We start from the raw sequence: 17,587 nt of genomic DNA, 5'->3' as shown, positions 1-17,587 counted from the left end.
TCATAGTCGCAAACTATTTATGCAGACAGCTAAACCCACATCGGCCAAAGTCGGCAAGTCATAACGCAGGCAAGTCAAGTAACATAGATCAATGCAAGTTCACTAAACTTTTCTACCGATTAATTAAGCTATAGCAATGTCCCAGCCCCCCTCCCTCACTGGTGCCGAAATCCGCGATCGCTTTTTGAAGTTTTATCAGGAGCGATCCCACAAACTCTTGCCCAGCGCCTCATTAGTGCCAGAAGACCCGACCGTGTTACTCACGATCGCCGGGATGTTGCCATTCAAGCCAATCTTTCTGGGTCAAAAGCCCGCCGAGTTCCCTCGTGCCACTACGTCCCAAAAATGTGTACGCACCAACGACATTGAAAATGTGGGGCGGACAGCAAGGCATCATACCTTCTTCGAGATGCTGGGTAATTTTAGCTTTGGCGATTATTTCAAAAAAGAAGCGATCGCCTGGGGTTGGGAATTGGTGACGCAAGTATATGAAATTCCGCCAGAGCGATTGGTAGTCAGTGTCTTTCATGAAGACGATGATGCCTTTGCAATCTGGCGCGACGATATTGGCATCCCCGCTCACCGGATTCAAAGGATGGGTGCAGATAACTTCTGGGCTTCTGGGCCAACGGGACCCTGTGGGCCTTGCTCGGAGATTTTCTACGACTTCAAGCCAGAGGAAGGCGACAATCACATTGACCTAGAGGATGATTCCCGCTTTCTGGAAGTCTATAACCTGGTGTTCATGGAACTAAACCGGGATAGCGAGGGTAAGTTAGCGCCGCTCAAGAAGCAAAATATTGACACTGGCCTGGGGTTGGAACGCATGGCGCAGGTATTGCAGCAGGTGCCGAATAACTACGAGACGGATTTAATTTTCCCGATCGTGAAAACCGCTGCCGATATCGCTGGAATCAACTACCACAAAAGTGATGAAACAACAAAGACATCGCTGAAGGTGATTGGCGATCACGTGCGGGCAGTGGTACATATGATCGCCGATGGGATCACAGCTTCAAATGTGGGGCGTGGTTATATTTTGCGGCGCTTGATCCGGCGGGTGGTGCGTCATGGTCGTTTGATTGGCATCAATCAGCCATTTACAGACAAAGTGGCAGAAGTGGCGATCGCCCTGTCTGAAGCTGCTTACCCCAATGTGCGCGAACGGGAAACAGTAATCAAAACCGAACTACAAACGGAGGAAGCTCGCTTCTTACAAACCCTGGAACGGGGTGAGGAGCTGCTAGCGGAAATCCTGGCCAGTCCGCAAACTCAGAAGAGTAAGGCGATCGCTGGTGCTGATGCCTTTAAACTATATGACACCTTTGGCTTCCCGCTGGAGTTGACGGAAGAAATTGCGGAAGAGCAAGGCTTGCAGGTTGACGTTGCTGGCTTTGAAGCGGAAATGGCCAAACAGCAGGCACGCTCCAAGGAAGCCCATACGGATATTGACCTGATGGCACAGACCGATTGGCTGGGGCTGGCTCAAAAGGTGGGTAAAACTGAATTCCTGGGTTATGCCAACTACAGCGCTGAGGTCAAGGTTTTAGCGGTGCTGATCAATGGCGTGGTGGTGGAAAGTGCGATCGCTGGCGATAGGGTGCAGGTTGTACTCGATCGCACTCCGTTCTATGGCGAGTCTGGCGGTCAGGTGGGCGATCGCGGTTATCTCTCCAGTGGCGATGCGATCGTGCGCATTGATGATGTGCAAAAGGAAGCCGATTTATTCATTCACATTGGTCAGATCGAACGCGGCAGCCTAGCCACGGATAACACAGTGAATGCCCAGGTGAGCATGTCAGAGCGGCGGCGGATCATGGCGCATCACACGGCCACGCATCTATTGCAAGCGGCTTTGAAAAAGATTGTTGATCCCAGTGTTTCGCAAGCAGGGTCACTTGTAGCAGCCGATCGGCTCCGGTTTGATTTTAATCTTTCCCGTGCCGTGACTACCACCGAATTGCAACAGGTGGAACTGCAAATCAATAACTGGATCGCCGAAGCCCACAGTGCCCAGGTGGCAGTAATGCCGCTCGAAAGTGCCAAAGCTAAAGGGGCGATCGCCATGTTTGGCGAGAAATATGCCGCCGATGTGCGCGTAATTGATTTTCCTGGCGTATCGATGGAGTTGTGTGGTGGCACCCATGTTAGCAATACCAATGAAATTGGCCTGTTTAAGATTGTCTCGGAAACTGGCATTGCCGCTGGAATTCGCCGAATCGAGGCGATCGCTGGTCAAGCGGTATTAGACTACCTGGCGGTGCGCGAGACGGTGACCAAGGATTTGAGCGATCGCTTCAAGGTCAAGATCGAAGAGATTCCCGATCGGGTCACGGGTCTGCAAGCCGAGCTAAAAAATGCCCAAAAGCAGATCGATGCCCTCAAGCAGGAGCTTGCCCTGGCACAATCGGCCAGCCTGGTGAATGAAGCGGAAACGGTGGGTGATTTTCAAATTCTGGTCAAGCAAATAGAAGGCGCAGATGCAGATGCCCTCAAAGCGGCGGCGGAAGATCTAGCTAGCAAACTAGATAATGGCGCGGTGGTGCTAGCCTCAGTACCAGAGGAAGGTAAGGTTTCGCTGGTGGCGGCTTTTAGTGGTGCAGTGAATAAGAAAGGCTTGCTGGCGGGTAAATTCATTGGTGCGATCGCCAAGATCTGCGGTGGCGGTGGTGGTGGTCGCCCTAATCTGGCGCAGGCTGGTGGTAGGGATGCTTCTAAGTTGCCGGAAGCCTTGGCATCAGCCAGAACCCAACTTAAGGATGCTCTGGCGGCGTAATTGCGGTTAATTAATGGGGGAATGCGATCGCCCCAGGAGCTAGGCTATCGTCAACCCGCTGAATGGGAACCCCATGCGGCCTGTTGGGTGGCCTGGGCTCATGATGCGGAAGAATGGGCAGGCCAGATCGAGGCAGCGCGGCGCGAATTTGTGGCCATGTGTGAGGCGATCGCTCCAACTGAAAAATTAGAAATCCTGGTGATGCCAGGGGAAGCAACTGGCGCGGCTAGGTTAGCGCTAGGACATTTACTGGATCAGGGCTTAGCCAGGTTTCATGCAATTCCCTATGGTGACATTTGGCTGCGGGATATTGCGCCGATCTTTGTGAGCAATCGTACTAAGCACACTAAGCAATTAGATCAATTAGAGCAATTAGCTTCAACAGAGCCTAAAAAACAAACTCAATTAGCCGCCCTCGATTTTGCCTGGAATGGCTGGGGCGAAAAATATTTATTTAAGCATGATGCCCAGGTGGCGGAGGCGATCGCTAGTTCCCTGGATCTACCAATCTTCAAATTTCCCTGGATTTTGGAAGGGGGCGCAGTGGAAGTGGATGGCCAGGGTACTTGCTTGACTACCAAACAATGCTTGCTCAATCCCAATCGCAACCCGCATTTGCCTCAATCAGAGATCGAGACTAGGTTAAAACAGGCGCTAGGCGTAAATAAAATTCTGTGGCTCGATCGCGGTTTAAAAAACGATCACACCGATGGCCACATCGATACGATCGCTAGATTTGTTGCACCTGGCCAGGTGATGTGTATGCGATCTTTGGGCAACACAGATCCTAATCAAGAAGTATTAGATCAGATTGCAACCAGATTAAAGACCTTTGTTGATGCTCAGGGCAGATCTTTGCAAGTAGTTGAGATCCCTTCACCAGGCAAGGTTTTAGATCGGCATGGTGAGTTGATGCCCGCTAGCTATTTGAATTTTTATATTGCCAACGATCGCGTGGTTGTACCCACCTATGGCAGTGAGTTTGATGATCTAGCAGTAAAGGCGATCGCGGTTCATTTCCCCGATCGGCAGGTGATTGGTTTAAGCGCCAGGGCGATTCTATCTGGTGGTGGCGCGTTTCATTGCATCACCCAACCTCAGCCGCTAATCTGATATTTTCTTGATTCACTAACTACGAAGTTAATAAGAAACCCATCTGGCATCCGCTTCATAATTCACAATCACCGGCCGCGATAGCTTATTCACCTCCACCGCCGCCGATCGCACATCCCCTGGCAAATTAAACAGGCTTGGCAACATGGGTTCAGTTAAAAATTTTAAGTTAGATGCGATCGCTAACTTCAATCCCTGCGGTTTAATTTCATTACGACTTGCGATCACAAACCCCCAGGGGCCAAAACTGGGCACGTCGATCGTGTATGGTTTGGCAGCTAAGCCCACTGATTCCAGCGTAGTAGCAATGCAAGACATTACTTTGGGCGCAAAAAATGGACTGGATGCCTGGGTCACAAATACGCCATTGGCGGCGAGTTTGGGTAATATGCGGCGATAAAAACCAGAGGAATAGAGCTTGGCCAGGATTTCCTGATCCGGATCGGGGAAGTCGGCAATAATTACATCAAACTTTTGCTCTAGCTGCGGTACGGTCACAAATGCATCCGCAAAAATTACTTCCACTCTAGAATCAGCAAAGGAATCATGATTTAGCCTGGTCAAAAAAGGATGCCGCTGTGCCAGGTTTACTACTGCTTGATCCAACTCGATCAGCACGACCCTTTCAACATCCGGCCACTTCAGGATCTCGCGCAGGGCCATGCCATCACCAGCGCCCAGTAATAGCACATTTTGAGGATTGCCACTAGCACTCATGGCTGGATGCACCAGTGCTTCGTGATAGCGATATTCATCCACCGAGGAAAATTGCAAATCCCCATCCAGAAATAATCGCACGTCCTGACTTTTGCGCGTCAGCACAATTCGTTGATAGGGCGATTGCACCCTCGCCGCGATCGCCGCGTCATACATGGAGTTTTCGAGCCGATCGCCCAATATGACCGTAAACGGGGCAAAGATACAAAGGGCGATCGCCACCGCCAAGCCCACCTTGCCCCAATTTCTTAATCCTGGGAAAAATAACCCAACTGCTGCCACGATCAACGCCGGCAAAACACCAATTACGGCGGCGGCCGGAAACAGACCCATCCAGGGCAAAAGCACCACTGGAAATAACAAAGAACCCACCAGCGCGCCCAGATAATCGAGCGCCAACACCTTAGAGAGAGAATCCTTTACGCCCTCATCTTGCTCTAGCAACCTGGTAATCAAGGGCACTTCCAAGCCTGCTAGCGTGCCCAACAACAAAGCCACCAGCACCAACCCCAACCAAACTGGGCCATCGACCACAAACAGGGCAAACAATGCCAGGGGCAACAGGGCACAGAGGGGAGCCAGGGTTAATTCAATCAGCACAAACGCATTCAGCAGTTGCGATCGGCTCTTTTTTGCCAGACTCTCGGCGTGATCTAATGACTCTAATGACTGATTATTCTGGTTATTGGTGAGCGACGTGGCAGAGGGTTCATTATTGGGGGGCGAATCGATCGATTCTGACTCAGACTTATTTAAAATGGCTGGCTCAGAACTTAAATCTAAAGAGTTTTGACCTTGGTCGTCGACAATGAATCCACTGAAATAAGCACCGATGCCCATTGCCGCTAAAAATACACCTACCGACACACCATAGGAAAGCGCCTGATTCCCCACCAGATAGCTAGATAGAGTGCCCAGCAGTAATTCAGTTGCCAGACCACAGGTGGAGCTAACCGCCGCTGCCGCCAGGAGCACATATTTTTGCTTGCGATCGAAAATTTTGACTTTTGGCTTGATTGTTTCTGGCTGGCCTACTTCTGGCCTACTTACCTGCACGTGGCCCCCCTCCACGGAAAGTGGAATAGTCAGTCCGCAGGGGGCTTGGTTGCCACCCTCTACCAACTACATAAATTCCCGATCGTCTGGTGTTATGGCGTGACCAATACATGCGTTGATTGTTCTGGCGCAGCACCAAGGCCGAGGTTTGCGTAAAAGCAGCAAAGATGGTCACCAGAGCCAAAACGATCGCCAAAACCCCAAATATACGCGCTAACATTAATTCTCTTCCCCAAGTCCTGACAGATTTAATTGATTTGCATTTGCGCCTGAGCGATCGGTGCAACTAAGCATTGCCATAGCGATTAATATTTAGTCGATTAAGGTCGATTAAGATTGATTTCAAATTGAATTTGATTAAACTAAAATCTGGGTCACCTGCACTGCTCCCGTTGTGCTGGCTCCTTCCTTTATTTCCAGGCGGGTTGAATCCACCGAAGCATCGGGCATGATTTCCACATAGAAGCCATAGGAGCCGCGTTTGCTGATCGTAAAAAACTGGGTCAAACGGCCAGAGCCACTCTCGATCGAGCCATCGTCATCTTTGCTGCGCGCCATATTTATAGTTGTGCCCTGGCTGGCATAAAGTTGTTCTCCATAGCTATCCTTCAAGTATATATAGGCTCTGAGGCTGCTTGGACAGGTCTCATCTGCCTTGACATGAATATTTACCCGCAACAGCTTATCGGGGCCACCCATCACCGCCCGATCGCCCACGTCGCTATCCAGCATTCGCTTATTAATTATTAGCTTGCCGGCATTGGGCACTGAGACAAAAGTAATCAACGCCATTGCGCCCACGCCAAAGAAACCCGTCCACAGGTAACGCCCATCGATCGCGCCATTGTTAACCGTTAACTTGATTGGCACCGCCTCATTAATCTCATTCCCGGCTGTATTGGTATATTCCAGCACCTCGATCGCCACTTTGATTTGCTCTTGCTTACGCGCTTGAACATCCAGACCAGCCTTGAGATCCGACTCGCTCCAGGTGCCCGATTCGCCCCCCTCGCGCCAGGTGCCCGACTCAGACCAGGCATTTTTGATCGCCGAGGTAATCACCTGATTACTGGGATCAAGCACTTGCAGCTCATAGGTGACCCAGCGATTGGTGGGAATCTTGGCAACGGCATCAATGCGCAAGGCACCGATCGCCGTGGGCTTGAGTTCAAATGGTTGTGAAGAAACTGGCACGCCTTCGGTAACCCGTAGATCTTGGGAGAGCAGTTTTTGCTGAAAAAATGGCGCAACAATGCCAGCCAGCACAATCAACACCAGTGCTGCTGCTGCCACATAGGGCCAAATACTTAAGAACTCTTTGGTAACCGTATTTTTACTGCTGGAAACGGGTGAGGTAGCTGTCATGAAATAAGTTTAGGTTTTAATCACTCTACGCTTGATGGTACTGACAATCCTGATCGTAATGAATGGCAACGAATGGTAATAAATAAAAGATATTGAAATGGTAGTTTATGTTTTGTGGTTATTAGTGGTTATTAATTGAATATTTGTAAGGCCAATATAAGGCCAACCACCGCTATATCTTCAGCGAAATATGCGCGAGTTTAAATCGCTACCAATTAGATCATTACCAAAGAGTATTGATTTAATACCAATTATAGTTTTGATATTATCCTCGATCGACAACCAGATGCCTTTAATCTTAGGGTAATCTTATGGTTCATGATCGGTGGGGTTCGGTGGGGCAAGGTTAAAACGATCGCATCCAGCTTAAATGAATGATTAATATTTAAGATGATTAATCTTAACCTAGCGATCGCTAGTAAATGGGGATTTGGGTGTAGGCTAATAGAACAAAATTTAAACCAAACTTTGATCTAAAAGCCTAAAAGATAATGATGGAAGTAGTTGCTAAAGTTGGTGCGACGATCGGCTGGTCGGTGTTGGGAGTAGTGTTGCTCTACGGTGCAGTATGGCTATTTGATTTAATCGATCCGATCGATTATCAGGCTGAAATAAAGGGTGGCAATATGGCGGCGGGATTAACCCAGATGGCGGTGGTTCTGGCCATGGCAGCGATTATTATTAGTGTAATCATTACCTAGAATTTGGGGTGTCGATATCAGTCGATATCAATTGATATCAAATTAAAAATTATGGCGTTGCAGATTAACCAGATAATCCAGATGATTTAGATATTTGGCGATCGCGCCAACCATGATCAAAAATAATCTGGTATTTATAATGTATTTATAACATTTACGCTTTGATCCCCATTTCAGCAATGCCAAAGTTGCGATCGTCCTCTTTCTCTGTATAGCTATGACTCCTGAATCAGCCCAACCACCCTTCAATCCCTGGCAATATAAACCCTGGTGGTGTCAGCCCTGGTCGATCGTGCTCACTGCGGTGGTGCTGATTGCTGGCAGTTGGTTGCTATTTACCAGCAAATGGCTAACCGCGATCGTGGCGATTCCGGTAATTAGTTGGGCAATCTTTTTTGTGGGCATTTGGCCGCGCCTGGTGGCACCAATTTATGCCGCTGATTCTAGCTCTAATTCTGATATCAACTGATTTAATCATTAATTATTCGAGAATTATTCAAGATTTGGATGATGTTATTTAATTGCCAAATTGGGTAACGTCGATCGCGGCTCTGCAAGAGAGCAACTATCATACCTGACTACATTTCAACGCTTGAAAGCCTGACAAAGTGATTGCCCTATTTCAAGACGAGATGAATTTTTGTAGTTCTAAAAAAAGATCGATGCAGACTCGCAGAGCTAAACTAAGCGACATTGAAACCCTGTTCGAGATCCGCACCAGTGTCAAGGAAAATCATCAATCACGCGCAGAAATTGCTGAACTTGGGATTACGCCAGCCAGTGTGGCAGAAATGCTACAAACTAATTGTTGCGCTTGGGTAGCGGAAATTAACGATCGAATCGTGGGGTTCTCGATCGCTAACGATCTGGAAAAAACAATTCTTGGCATGTTTGTGCTGCCTGAATTTGAAGGACACGGCGCAGGTAGAGCCCTGATGCGATCGGCTGAAGATTGGCTCTGGTCAAAGGGACATGAGGAAATTTGGCTGATTACTGGCAATGATCCTGCCTTGCGTGCCTATGGCTTCTATCAACATTTGGGTTGGCAGGCCGTGGGTGTGCAAGAGGATGGCGAAATGAAGTTTATCAAGCAGCGTAGCGATTAGTGGGCGATCAATGCTCGCTGTGGAAGATTGATAATTAATGATGCAATTAAGCTTAATAGAATAATAACCGCCGAAACAGGGTAGCGACCACCACCGTGGCACAAACCACAAACATTTGCTCTGGCAAAATCTGCACCGAATATCTAAACACAAGCTCGTTGATTGTGGCCAGATCAGGCATCCTCAGGGCAAACAAGTAGGCAATACCCACCAGATGGATCGTAATTAACCCACCCAAACAGCTAACCGTTAAACGTTCTAGATTGGCAGGGCGTAAAAAGGCCAGAAATCCACATACCCATGCGCCGGGAATAAACCCCAGCAAATAACCAAAGGCTGGTTCTTGCAAATAGCCAATTCCACCACCTTGATAGAACACGGCAAAGCCACTCAGACCCAGGAAAATATATAAAATCTGTGATACCAGTCCCGCACCTTTGCCACCCAAACAACCGGTTAGCAGTACCGCACCAACTTGTAACGTCACTTTAATTGGCTCTACTTCGATCGTGCCAGTGGTGCCAGTCCAACTGGGGATCGCGATCGATGGCTGCAAAAAGGTACTGCCAATGGTTAGCAGTAATCCGATTATGACCCACATGGCTTTTAGGGGGGTACTCACGGTAACTCTGGTCTTTTTGCGATTGGGGTTGGGATTTGATCTGGAGCTATTGGCGGGGGCTCGTTTTTTTTGCTTGGCGGATTTAATTTGCTTAGGGGAAGATGAACTATTTAAATTATTTTTGCGGCTCAGGTGCAGGGAGCCAGATAAGTTGCTCCCCATGTCCGATTGTTGGGAATCATTTCTAGCATATCTATCATAACGAGCATAATGCTGCGATCGGCTGTGATTATGCCGCTGGTGGCGATTTCTGCTGTTGGGGTGAGGATAGAATTTATTAAGAGCGACCATATTTATACTGCCTACGTTGCCTAATATATTGCTTATATTGCGATCGCTAATTGAAGCAAGATTTAGAATTTTAGAATTTTGATTCCTATCAACCCTGTCCAAAAGCGCAAGGCCCAGACATTAGAAATCTCCGCATATAGCTACCTAGAAATTCTAGATATTCTACTATTTTTAAATATCTAAATATCTAAATATCTAAACATTTTGAATCTCTGGGGCACGGCAGACCCAGACACAATCGCGGGGCACAGTGGTAGCATCTTGCAAAATCACTTCATAGCCAAAGTGATTGAGGAATTTGGCCATAATTTCATTGGTCATCACCGAAAAAGCTGTCCCCATGCGTTTGCCTTGCAGGTTTTGTTGCCACTCGGTTAAGAACTTCTGCCAACCCAAGTCACTAACCGTATTGTTGTGATGGAACAGACATAGCCTTCTGCCTTTCATCAGCGCCGGAATCCGGCTGAGATAGTTAAATATATCGCGCGGCTCCATGTGTACCATGGTGTCGTAGCAAAAGCAAACATCGATCGATTGGGTGGGAATATTATTCAGGGTCAAGCCGTCGAGCTTAATATAACTAACCCGATCGCTACCCAGGCGCTTGGCTGTTGCGCCCAGCATATTAGCAGAAATATCCGCGCAAATGAGGCGATCGCAATGGTTCAGTAACATAGCTGCGGTTTTGCCACCACCAACACCAATTTCCAGCACCGTATCGGTGGGTTCAATGTAGGGCTGAATAAACTTAGCTTCGATCAGTGCTTCATACTCGGCCAGGGAATTTGCTGCCCCTGCGCCCTTACCAGCCCACTCATCACCAATGTGGTCTAGTTCGGGATGTAGCTGCTGCCACGCGGTTGCATAGTTATCCCAACCTTCTTCGTAGTTTATTTTGGGTGGATCATTACTTGCCATTGGTTTTTAAGATTTTAGATGGGGAGGATAGATGATTGAGGCGATCGGTAATTTAATCATTTGCGTTTAGATACTACAACATGGCTGCAAAAATGACATAGCAGCAACAATTTTTATTGTATTTTCCCTTTAGCTGATCGATCCTCAAGCTAACTTAGAACGATCTTCTTAGCAAAAATAGCGATCGATTTGGAGCCAATCTAGTTTCACTATTACTGCTGTGGTTAAGCCAACTATTCTGCAATTTGAAAAATAAAGGTTACCTTATCGCCCTTGCCCAGAGAGATGCGATCGCCAGGGCGCAATCGATGTCGGTTTCCGGCTGGCAGCGCGGTGTTATTAATGTAAGTACCATTCGAGCTACCCGTATCTTCAAAATAGAAGGCATCCCCTTCAAATCGCAGATCGCCATGCACCCGTGAAACAATGTCTGAGTCAGGGAAACCAGATACATCAATATCCGGCGGGATCATATTATTTGGCTTACCAATGTGCACCACTTGCAGGTGGGGCGGGATTTCCAGGGTGACATTGGTTTGCACATGCAATAGCGAAGCTTGAATTTGTTGAAGTTGCGTTTTTGAGCTGGCTGGTGGCTTAGCTGCTGACTCAGGAATATTTATTTCCGTTTGTTCTTCGGGGGGAACAGCGGCTACTTCAGGATCGCCGGTTGGCAATGTTTCTAGCATTTCTGCAGCAGCTTCCAGGTCTACCGATGGCTCAGCTTCCAGGTCTACCGATGGCTCAGCTTCCAGGTCTGCCGATAATTCAGGTGTTGAGGATTCTGGAACCGCGATCGATTCTGCAGATTCGTTTTCGTCAATATTATTAGCGATCGCGTCTGGTGATTGTTCCGTCATGGCTACTCCTTCCAACTTAGCAGACTGCAAATTATATCCACAATGGCCGCAAAACTTAGCGTCTGATTGAACAGATGCGCCACAGTTCGGGCAATTAATCATACTAATCACTGGCAGTGGTGTATAGCAAGCTTCACAATGAATGGCACCATCAGGATTTTGATGAGAGCAGCTTGGACAAGTGATCATATTAGCTGGCAATGTGACTTTAAACTAACAAGCTTGAGCAACCGGATCGGGCTGGATCGATAACTAGATAAATAAACATACATCAGTATATGCATCAGTAACCCTGAATTTAGTTGGATTATGCCGCACCCTATTGAACATTTAAACTTAAAAACTCGCAATCAGAGTCATGAACCAGGCGATCGCGCACTTGTTCAGGCAAAACTGGGTTAGCTTGCAAACAATGACTACAACTACCTTAAATTAGCTTAATTTACTGGCATTTCCAAACTATTTTGCTACATTTAGGGCTGTTTAATGCCATTTAGGGCTAATAAAAACTCAAGTGGCTGATTAAATCAAATCTGGCCGATCGGTTACATCTGGCTACCGAGCTGATCTAACTTAATTTACCCAGTTATAGCCATGCTTACTAGTTAATTTAAGCATTAGTTTTATCCCTGGTGTTTTTTCAAGCAAGATATTATGTAACCAGTAACCGAGATAAGGATACCCATTTCAATATAAATTGCACCTGGTTCACTTGGGCGATCGCTGTTTTTAGCCCTGATTAAAATTAGCCAGGATCACCTAATTATCCTCTTTGTCAGTGGTGCTAGACGGTGGCTGCAAGACCGTTTTCGACACAATCCGAGTCTGTTTGCGTTCCGACTCGCTTAGCTCTGTGCCGCCCTGCAATCTGGTGGCTCCGGCTTGCAAAACAGTGGCGGCTTTTTGATCGCCCATTTGTAATGCGGTTTTGGCAGCAGATTGCAGCATAGTAGAAGCTCCCTCTCGATCGCCCTGATTCAGCTTGGCCTCGGCGATCTGGGTCTGGCGGTATTTGGCCAAGGCCAGAATCGAGTGTTTGACCTGTGGGTCTGGCTGGGGCTGGAAATCATTAATCAAATCAGCTTCCACTGCGATCGGCTGACTTTCTAGTCCCATTTGACCAAGTGCCGGGTTGTCATATTCAATCCAGGCATTGAGTAGCTTGATTGCATTACTGTTGCTGCCAGGGATTACATGATCCGGTTGGCCATGATTAACATATAAATTCACCAGGATCACCCGCTCTAGATCAGTCATCAGATCACCGATCCTGATCCGCAATTTTTGCAACTCAGGGTTAATGTTACTGGCCGCGACTTGCTCTACGTTTAGCTCGATCGTATCGGGAGCTACCTGCGCCACCGGCTTGAGTTCAGCCAAGCGCACATTGGGGGAAAGCTCCAAACCTAAATAGGCATTGGTTAAACCCACCGCCTGCACCCGATGCAACAGCCGGGTAAACTCAGTTACTGCCTCCGCCGGAGTTTCAATATAGGCCAGGGTGCCACCACCAGCATCGGCGATCCCCTCTAGCACATCTTGATTCCAGTGATCGCCAAAGCCCAATGTATGCAGAGTAATGCTGTATTCCGTGGCCAAGCGGGCAAATTCCAAACAGCGCTGATTATCGCCATGCTCATTTTCACCATCAGTGAGCACAAATGCCTGACTGACGGCATTATCTTTATTTTGATTGATCTCTTTTAGTCCCAGCTTGATCGCATCATCGATACAGGTGCCGCCAGAAGCCCGCAAAGAATTGATCTTGGCAGCGATCGCACTAGGATTATCCAGGGGTTGATTTTCGACTACCACCTTGGCTTTATGGTCAAAGGCAACCACACTAATGCGATCTTGCGGTGACATCTGCTCAAGTAATTTGATCGCCGCCTTTTTGACTATCTCTAGGGGTTGGCCACCCATCGAACCGCTGCGATCGAGCACTAGGCACAAATTCAACCGCACATTACTAGGTTCGCTGCCCGCTGATACTGTAATTGCAAGCTGCCGCTGACTGTTAGTTTCGGTGCGATCGAGTTGGCGATCGCTCAGGCTATAGGAAAGATTTACGCTCATATCCAATCTAATCGGCTGTTGTGGATGATCTAGTTGCAGTTTAACAAAGCAGGTGTAAAATCTGGGGCTGATTCGTAAGTTAATCCAGCAAATCTGCAAGCGATAAGCTCACTTACTTCAATTATCCAGTTATACTCTACAGCTTGGTAATTGGGCTAAACTAAAGATTGCCCAGTATAAAATAATTGCATAATTGCACTTTTGGATTCATTACTATTTTTTAATAAATATCCAGGCGGTATCTTTATTAAGTAATTACGTTGTCCCTCTATCAATCATAATTAATTAGTTGTTTATGGCATGTTTATGGCAGCAACTCTAGCAAATCTAGATGATTTTCTAGGAAGGTTAGAATCCCTAGATCTGCGATCAATTTATCGATCTGGGTAGCTCTGTTTCATATTGTGTGTAATTGCCGTGTGATTGCTAAAAAATTAATATGAGCGATATAGGCTTGCTAAATTCAAAATTTTTAACTAATGGTTCGGAAAGTCATATCCAAAGGTTCCGAAGGTATGGTGGATTCGAAATGGCGAGATTAGCGCTTTTGAGTATTTCTAATGCTCATAACCAGCCTGCCTAAATAAACTAATCAAGATTTTTAGATCAGTTCGAGACTGTCTTAGCTCTATGTTCTATTTTCTTGCTCCTGTTATAGATGTGTTGTAGATATGTGCTCAAGTGTCGATCGTCTAGCTATTTCCGCTGATCAAACCACCGCCCAACCAGAGCTGCTAGCCATTCTTTCTAAACATGCTGGCAACTTAATTGCGGTCACCGATTTTGCTGGTAAGACCCTATATCAAAGCCTCTCTCACCAGAAGATTTTGGGATATACGCATCAGTATCTTGACTATGGCGATCGCTGCCCAGATCAGAATGTGGCTAAACCCGATCAGGTGCACAAGGCTGGCGAAAACTACGTTGTTGATAATTACTGGTATAAAATACATCCAGCCGATCGCCAACATTTCAGGGCAGCGATGGAGGATGTGGCACAAACGGGTGAAGATGCTCTAATTGACTGCCGTTTTATGCATGTTGATGGTAATTGGCTAGCTTTTGAGACCAAAATTAGCTTACTAGAAAAGAACCAGGATCAACTAAATCTTAAACCTCAGCAAGTAGAGCGTTCCGAATCAGGCCGCCTGTTGATTCTAAGCAATGATATTAATGATCTAACGCTGGCTGATAAGGTGATTCGCGCCCGTGATGCTCAGATCAAAAATTTATTTGAGCAAGATCGTCTAATTGCTGCGATCGCCCAGCGCATTCATCAATCCCTGAATCTTGAGGATATTCTTAATACTACAGTGACCGAGCTGCGCCATTTGTTGAAGTGCGATCGGGTGGTGATCTATCAATTTAAGCCCGATGGTTCTGGTGAGGTTACGGTGGAGTCGGTGGCCGAACCCTGGGATTCCGTATTGGGGGTAACCCAGAATTGTAACTCTGCCGATAAGGTAATGATGCGGATGCGGCTGGCGCAATTTCAGCCCAGTATCATTAATGATATTAACCAAGCTAATCTCACGCCCTGCCATTATCATTTTCTTGAAAATCTTCAGGTACAGGCGAATCTGGTTGTACCGATTGTACTTAAACCAATCGATGATGATCAGCCTCTGCCAGAAATCAATAGCGCGGTAAATAACCCGGTAATGATGGAGCCAGGACAAGGTAGCGGCTTTGAACTTGATCAACGCGATTATCCAACATCAGATAATGAGCTTAATTACGATCGCACCTGGCCACTAGATCCAGACCAATCAAAGGCAAAAGAATTAAATAGAACTAACGAATTAAAGCAGCAAGAACAGAAAGGCAAGCTGGACAAATTGGCTGAGCTAATTGGCCTGAATGGGGCAATTAAGAACGAATCTCAGCGATTGCTAGATATCAGAGACAGGTGGCTAAGACAAAAAAATAAGCATAAATTGTGGGGTTTAATCATTGCTCACCAATGTACTGCGACCAGGAATTGGCAAGCCGATCATGTAGCATTGCTGCAAAAGCTCAGCGACCAGGTGGCGATCGCCATTATGCAATCAGACTTACTGGCCAAGGAGCGATCGCAACGTTTGGCGCTAGCTCAGCAAAATGTGGTGCTGGGGTCGGCCTTTCGGCGGATTAAAAATGCCGCAGAATCCAAAAGACAATTTTTGGCCAACATTAGCCATGAAATTCGTTCCCCTATGAATGGGATTCTGGGGATCGCGGAATTATTGGCAGATACTAATCTAGATGATCAGCAGCTTAGTTTGCTGCAAACACTCCAAGCCAGCGGCCAGAATTTGCTCCAGATTATTAACGACATCCTGGATTATTCTCGATCGCAAGCGAAGCGAATTAGCATTGTCAAAAAAGAGTTTAATTTAATTAAATGTATTGAGGGTGTCGTTGATCTGGCGGCTATTCAAGCCCACGACAAGGGGATCGAGGTATTTAGCTATATTGATCCTGATGTGCCGCCAATGCTGGTGGGGGATGTGGGGCGGCTGCGTCAGGTGCTGACCAATTTGGTTACCAATGCGGTTAAGTTTACGGAATCAGGGCATATCAGTATATCTGTACAATCGCAACCGGTGGGTGAGTCTTGCCTGGTTAGCCAAACAGCGATCGCGGAGGATGGTGAATCGACCTTAATCCAAGCTGATACTCCTCTACTAGACCTGGAGACCACTCAGGTAAATTTAAAATTCACCATTAGCGATACCGGTTGTGGTATTTCAGAAACCAATCAACGGGAGTTGTTTGAGGCCTTTGTACAATTTAGCCCGGAGGTAAGTCAAAAGCATGGGGGAACGGGTTTAGGTTTAACGATTAGTAAACAGATTGTCGCAGCGATGGGGGGATCAATTGGTGTAAGTTCGCAAATTGGTCAAGGGTCTAGCTTTTGGGTTGAAGTTTCATTGCCGATCGCTAATTTAGAACCACAGCTATCTTTGGCCAAAGTTATTTTAACCGAGTCAAAAATTTCTAGCCAAACCCTGACCATGCTCAGGCAACTTAAAGTTTTGCTCGTGGCAGACAACGATAATACATTGGCATTATTTAATCAACATGCCCAGTTCTGGCAACTCCAGCTTGATCAGGTCAAGGATGGGATGACGGCTCTGGCAAAACTCAAACAGGCCAACGATCGCAATGCGCCTTATGATGTGGCAATTTTGGATCTGCAACTGTCGCAAATAAGTGCGGAGATGCTAGGGCAGGGGATTTTAACCGACCCGGATCTGGCACAGACCAAATTAGCGATCGCTACCTTTATAAATCAAGCGGAAATTGCCAATCACCTGATCGAGCAAGGTTTTGCGGCAATGTTGATCAAGCCAGTCAAAATTGGCAGTTTAATTGAATGTCTGCGGGATGCCATTAATCAACCGCCAAGTAATCAACCGCCAAGTAATCAACCGCCAAACAAGCAAGCTCAATCTGACCCAAGACTTGATCCCCCGCCACAGACTCCAGCCCGATCTGATGCTCAACTTGGCCATAAGCCTGGTTTGGACGTTACTAGCTCTCGAGCAAAACAAGCTGAATTAGATCCACCAGTTGCTCAACCAGATCGATCGCCTGCAACCCAACCTAAGCCCAAAATTTTGGTGGTAGAAGATAATCCAATTAGCCAGAACCTGGTTACGATGCAATTAAAACAACTTGGCTATCCATCTGACTGTGTTAGCAATGGAGAAGAGGCACTAACCCAGCTAGATCAAGAATATTATCCGATTGTGCTGATGGATTGCCAGATGCCAGTGATGGATGGATATACGGCCACGCAGGCAATTAGACATAAAGAAAATCAGCTGCGTGAGTCTGGGGGGGAGCCACTGGCCACGATCGTGATTGCGGTTACTGCCAATGCCTTTGAAGCCGATCGCAAAGTCTGCCTAGATGCTGGTATGGATGACTATCTTAAAAAACCAGTGATGAAACAAGATCTAGCTAATGCACTGGAACGGTGGCAGCAGCAAGTTAATTAG

At 47.1% G+C, this 17,587-nt stretch carries 13 protein-coding genes; 6 read left to right on the top strand and 7 right to left on the bottom strand.

Annotation, left to right across the window (positions count from 1 at the left end; genetic code table 11):
- Positions 1–136 precede the first annotated feature (136 nt).
- Both alaS and PSE7367_RS15495 read left to right on the top strand, forming a co-directional pair.
- Positions 137–2,776, top strand: a complete 2,640-nt coding sequence (alaS, locus tag PSE7367_RS15500) for an alanine--tRNA ligase (RefSeq protein ID WP_015166297.1) — start codon at positions 137–139, stop codon at positions 2,774–2,776.
- A 21-nt stretch (positions 2,777–2,797) separates the two neighbouring features.
- Entirely contained in the window at positions 2,798–3,889 is a 1,092-nt protein-coding gene (locus tag PSE7367_RS15495) for an agmatine deiminase family protein (protein ID WP_015166296.1), read from the top strand.
- 27 nt (positions 3,890–3,916) lie between these two features.
- Here PSE7367_RS15495 and PSE7367_RS15490 read toward each other — a convergent pair whose 3' ends face one another.
- The 3 genes from PSE7367_RS15490 to PSE7367_RS15480 all read right to left on the bottom strand — a co-directional run bounded on the left by PSE7367_RS15490 (position 3,917) and on the right by PSE7367_RS15480 (position 7,027).
- Complete coding sequence (locus PSE7367_RS15490) at positions 3,917–5,662, bottom strand: polyamine aminopropyltransferase (RefSeq protein WP_015166295.1); 1,746 nt, start codon at positions 5,660–5,662, stop codon at positions 3,917–3,919.
- Positions 5,649–5,882: a hypothetical protein gene (locus PSE7367_RS15485; RefSeq protein WP_015166294.1), complete on the bottom strand. Its 234-nt coding sequence runs from the start codon at positions 5,880–5,882 to the stop codon at positions 5,649–5,651. Before PSE7367_RS15485 ends, PSE7367_RS15490 begins: the two co-directional genes overlap by 14 nt.
- Before the next feature lie 137 nt (positions 5,883–6,019).
- The gene (locus tag PSE7367_RS15480) at positions 6,020–7,027 is read right to left on the bottom strand and encodes a hypothetical protein (RefSeq protein ID WP_015166293.1); all 1,008 of its coding nucleotides are present in this window, start codon (positions 7,025–7,027) and stop codon (positions 6,020–6,022) included.
- Between the two features lie 491 nt (positions 7,028–7,518).
- On the opposite strand from PSE7367_RS15480, the gene PSE7367_RS15475 reads away from it, so the two are divergent.
- The 3 genes from PSE7367_RS15475 to PSE7367_RS15465 all read left to right on the top strand — a co-directional run bounded on the left by PSE7367_RS15475 (position 7,519) and on the right by PSE7367_RS15465 (position 8,834).
- Positions 7,519–7,728, top strand: a complete 210-nt coding sequence (locus tag PSE7367_RS15475; protein WP_015166292.1) for a DUF350 domain-containing protein — start codon at positions 7,519–7,521, stop codon at positions 7,726–7,728.
- 217 nt (positions 7,729–7,945) lie between these two features.
- Positions 7,946–8,197, top strand: coding sequence for a DUF6737 family protein (locus PSE7367_RS15470; RefSeq protein ID WP_015166291.1), 252 nt, complete (start codon positions 7,946–7,948; stop codon positions 8,195–8,197).
- A gap of 193 nt (positions 8,198–8,390) precedes the next feature.
- Positions 8,391–8,834 (top strand): GNAT family N-acetyltransferase, encoded by a 444-nt coding sequence (locus tag PSE7367_RS15465; protein ID WP_015166290.1) that lies wholly within the window; start codon positions 8,391–8,393, stop codon positions 8,832–8,834.
- A gap of 52 nt (positions 8,835–8,886) precedes the next feature.
- Here PSE7367_RS15465 and PSE7367_RS22990 read toward each other — a convergent pair whose 3' ends face one another.
- The 4 genes from PSE7367_RS22990 to PSE7367_RS15445 form a co-directional block, all read right to left on the bottom strand.
- On the bottom strand, positions 8,887–9,747 hold the full coding sequence (locus PSE7367_RS22990; protein ID WP_015166289.1) for a biotin transporter BioY: 861 nt from the start codon (positions 9,745–9,747) through the stop codon (positions 8,887–8,889).
- 195 nt (positions 9,748–9,942) lie between these two features.
- The gene (locus tag PSE7367_RS15455) at positions 9,943–10,665 is read right to left on the bottom strand and encodes a class I SAM-dependent methyltransferase (RefSeq protein ID WP_015166288.1); all 723 of its coding nucleotides are present in this window, start codon (positions 10,663–10,665) and stop codon (positions 9,943–9,945) included.
- 233 nt (positions 10,666–10,898) lie between these two features.
- The gene (locus PSE7367_RS15450; protein ID WP_015166287.1) at positions 10,899–11,714 is read right to left on the bottom strand and encodes an FHA domain-containing protein; all 816 of its coding nucleotides are present in this window, start codon (positions 11,712–11,714) and stop codon (positions 10,899–10,901) included.
- Positions 11,715–12,284: 570 nt separating this feature from the next.
- Complete coding sequence (locus PSE7367_RS15445; protein WP_015166286.1) at positions 12,285–13,601, bottom strand: vWA domain-containing protein; 1,317 nt, start codon at positions 13,599–13,601, stop codon at positions 12,285–12,287.
- Positions 13,602–14,272: 671 nt separating this feature from the next.
- On the opposite strand from PSE7367_RS15445, the gene PSE7367_RS15440 reads away from it, so the two are divergent.
- On the top strand, positions 14,273–17,587 hold the full coding sequence (locus PSE7367_RS15440) for a response regulator (RefSeq protein ID WP_015166285.1): 3,315 nt from the start codon (positions 14,273–14,275) through the stop codon (positions 17,585–17,587).

Origin of the sequence: Pseudanabaena sp. PCC 7367, assembly GCF_000317065.1 — a bacterium.
Lineage (GTDB): Bacteria > Cyanobacteriota > Cyanobacteriia > Pseudanabaenales > Pseudanabaenaceae > Thalassoporum > Thalassoporum mexicanum.
This window is presented reverse-complemented; position numbering and strand designations above follow the sequence as displayed.

Coding starts and splice junctions, on each gene's coding strand:
- PSE7367_RS15450 (WP_015166287.1), bottom strand. CDS start 11,714: ATGATCACTTGTCCAAGCTGCTCTCATCAAAATCCTGATGGTGCCATT.
- PSE7367_RS15480 (WP_015166293.1), bottom strand. CDS start 7,027: ATGACAGCTACCTCACCCGTTTCCAGCAGTAAAAATACGGTTACCAAA.
- PSE7367_RS15455 (WP_015166288.1), bottom strand. CDS start 10,665: ATGGCAAGTAATGATCCACCCAAAATAAACTACGAAGAAGGTTGGGAT.
- PSE7367_RS15465 (WP_015166290.1), top strand. CDS start 8,391: ATGCAGACTCGCAGAGCTAAACTAAGCGACATTGAAACCCTGTTCGAG.
- PSE7367_RS15445 (WP_015166286.1), bottom strand. CDS start 13,601: ATGAGCGTAAATCTTTCCTATAGCCTGAGCGATCGCCAACTCGATCGC.
- PSE7367_RS15475 (WP_015166292.1), top strand. CDS start 7,519: ATGATGGAAGTAGTTGCTAAAGTTGGTGCGACGATCGGCTGGTCGGTG.
- PSE7367_RS15470 (WP_015166291.1), top strand. CDS start 7,946: ATGACTCCTGAATCAGCCCAACCACCCTTCAATCCCTGGCAATATAAA.
- PSE7367_RS15440 (WP_015166285.1), top strand. CDS start 14,273: ATGTGCTCAAGTGTCGATCGTCTAGCTATTTCCGCTGATCAAACCACC.
- PSE7367_RS15495 (WP_015166296.1), top strand. CDS start 2,798: ATGCGATCGCCCCAGGAGCTAGGCTATCGTCAACCCGCTGAATGGGAA.
- alaS (WP_015166297.1), top strand. CDS start 137: ATGTCCCAGCCCCCCTCCCTCACTGGTGCCGAAATCCGCGATCGCTTT.
- PSE7367_RS22990 (WP_015166289.1), bottom strand. CDS start 9,747: ATGGTCGCTCTTAATAAATTCTATCCTCACCCCAACAGCAGAAATCGC.
- PSE7367_RS15485 (WP_015166294.1), bottom strand. CDS start 5,882: ATGTTAGCGCGTATATTTGGGGTTTTGGCGATCGTTTTGGCTCTGGTG.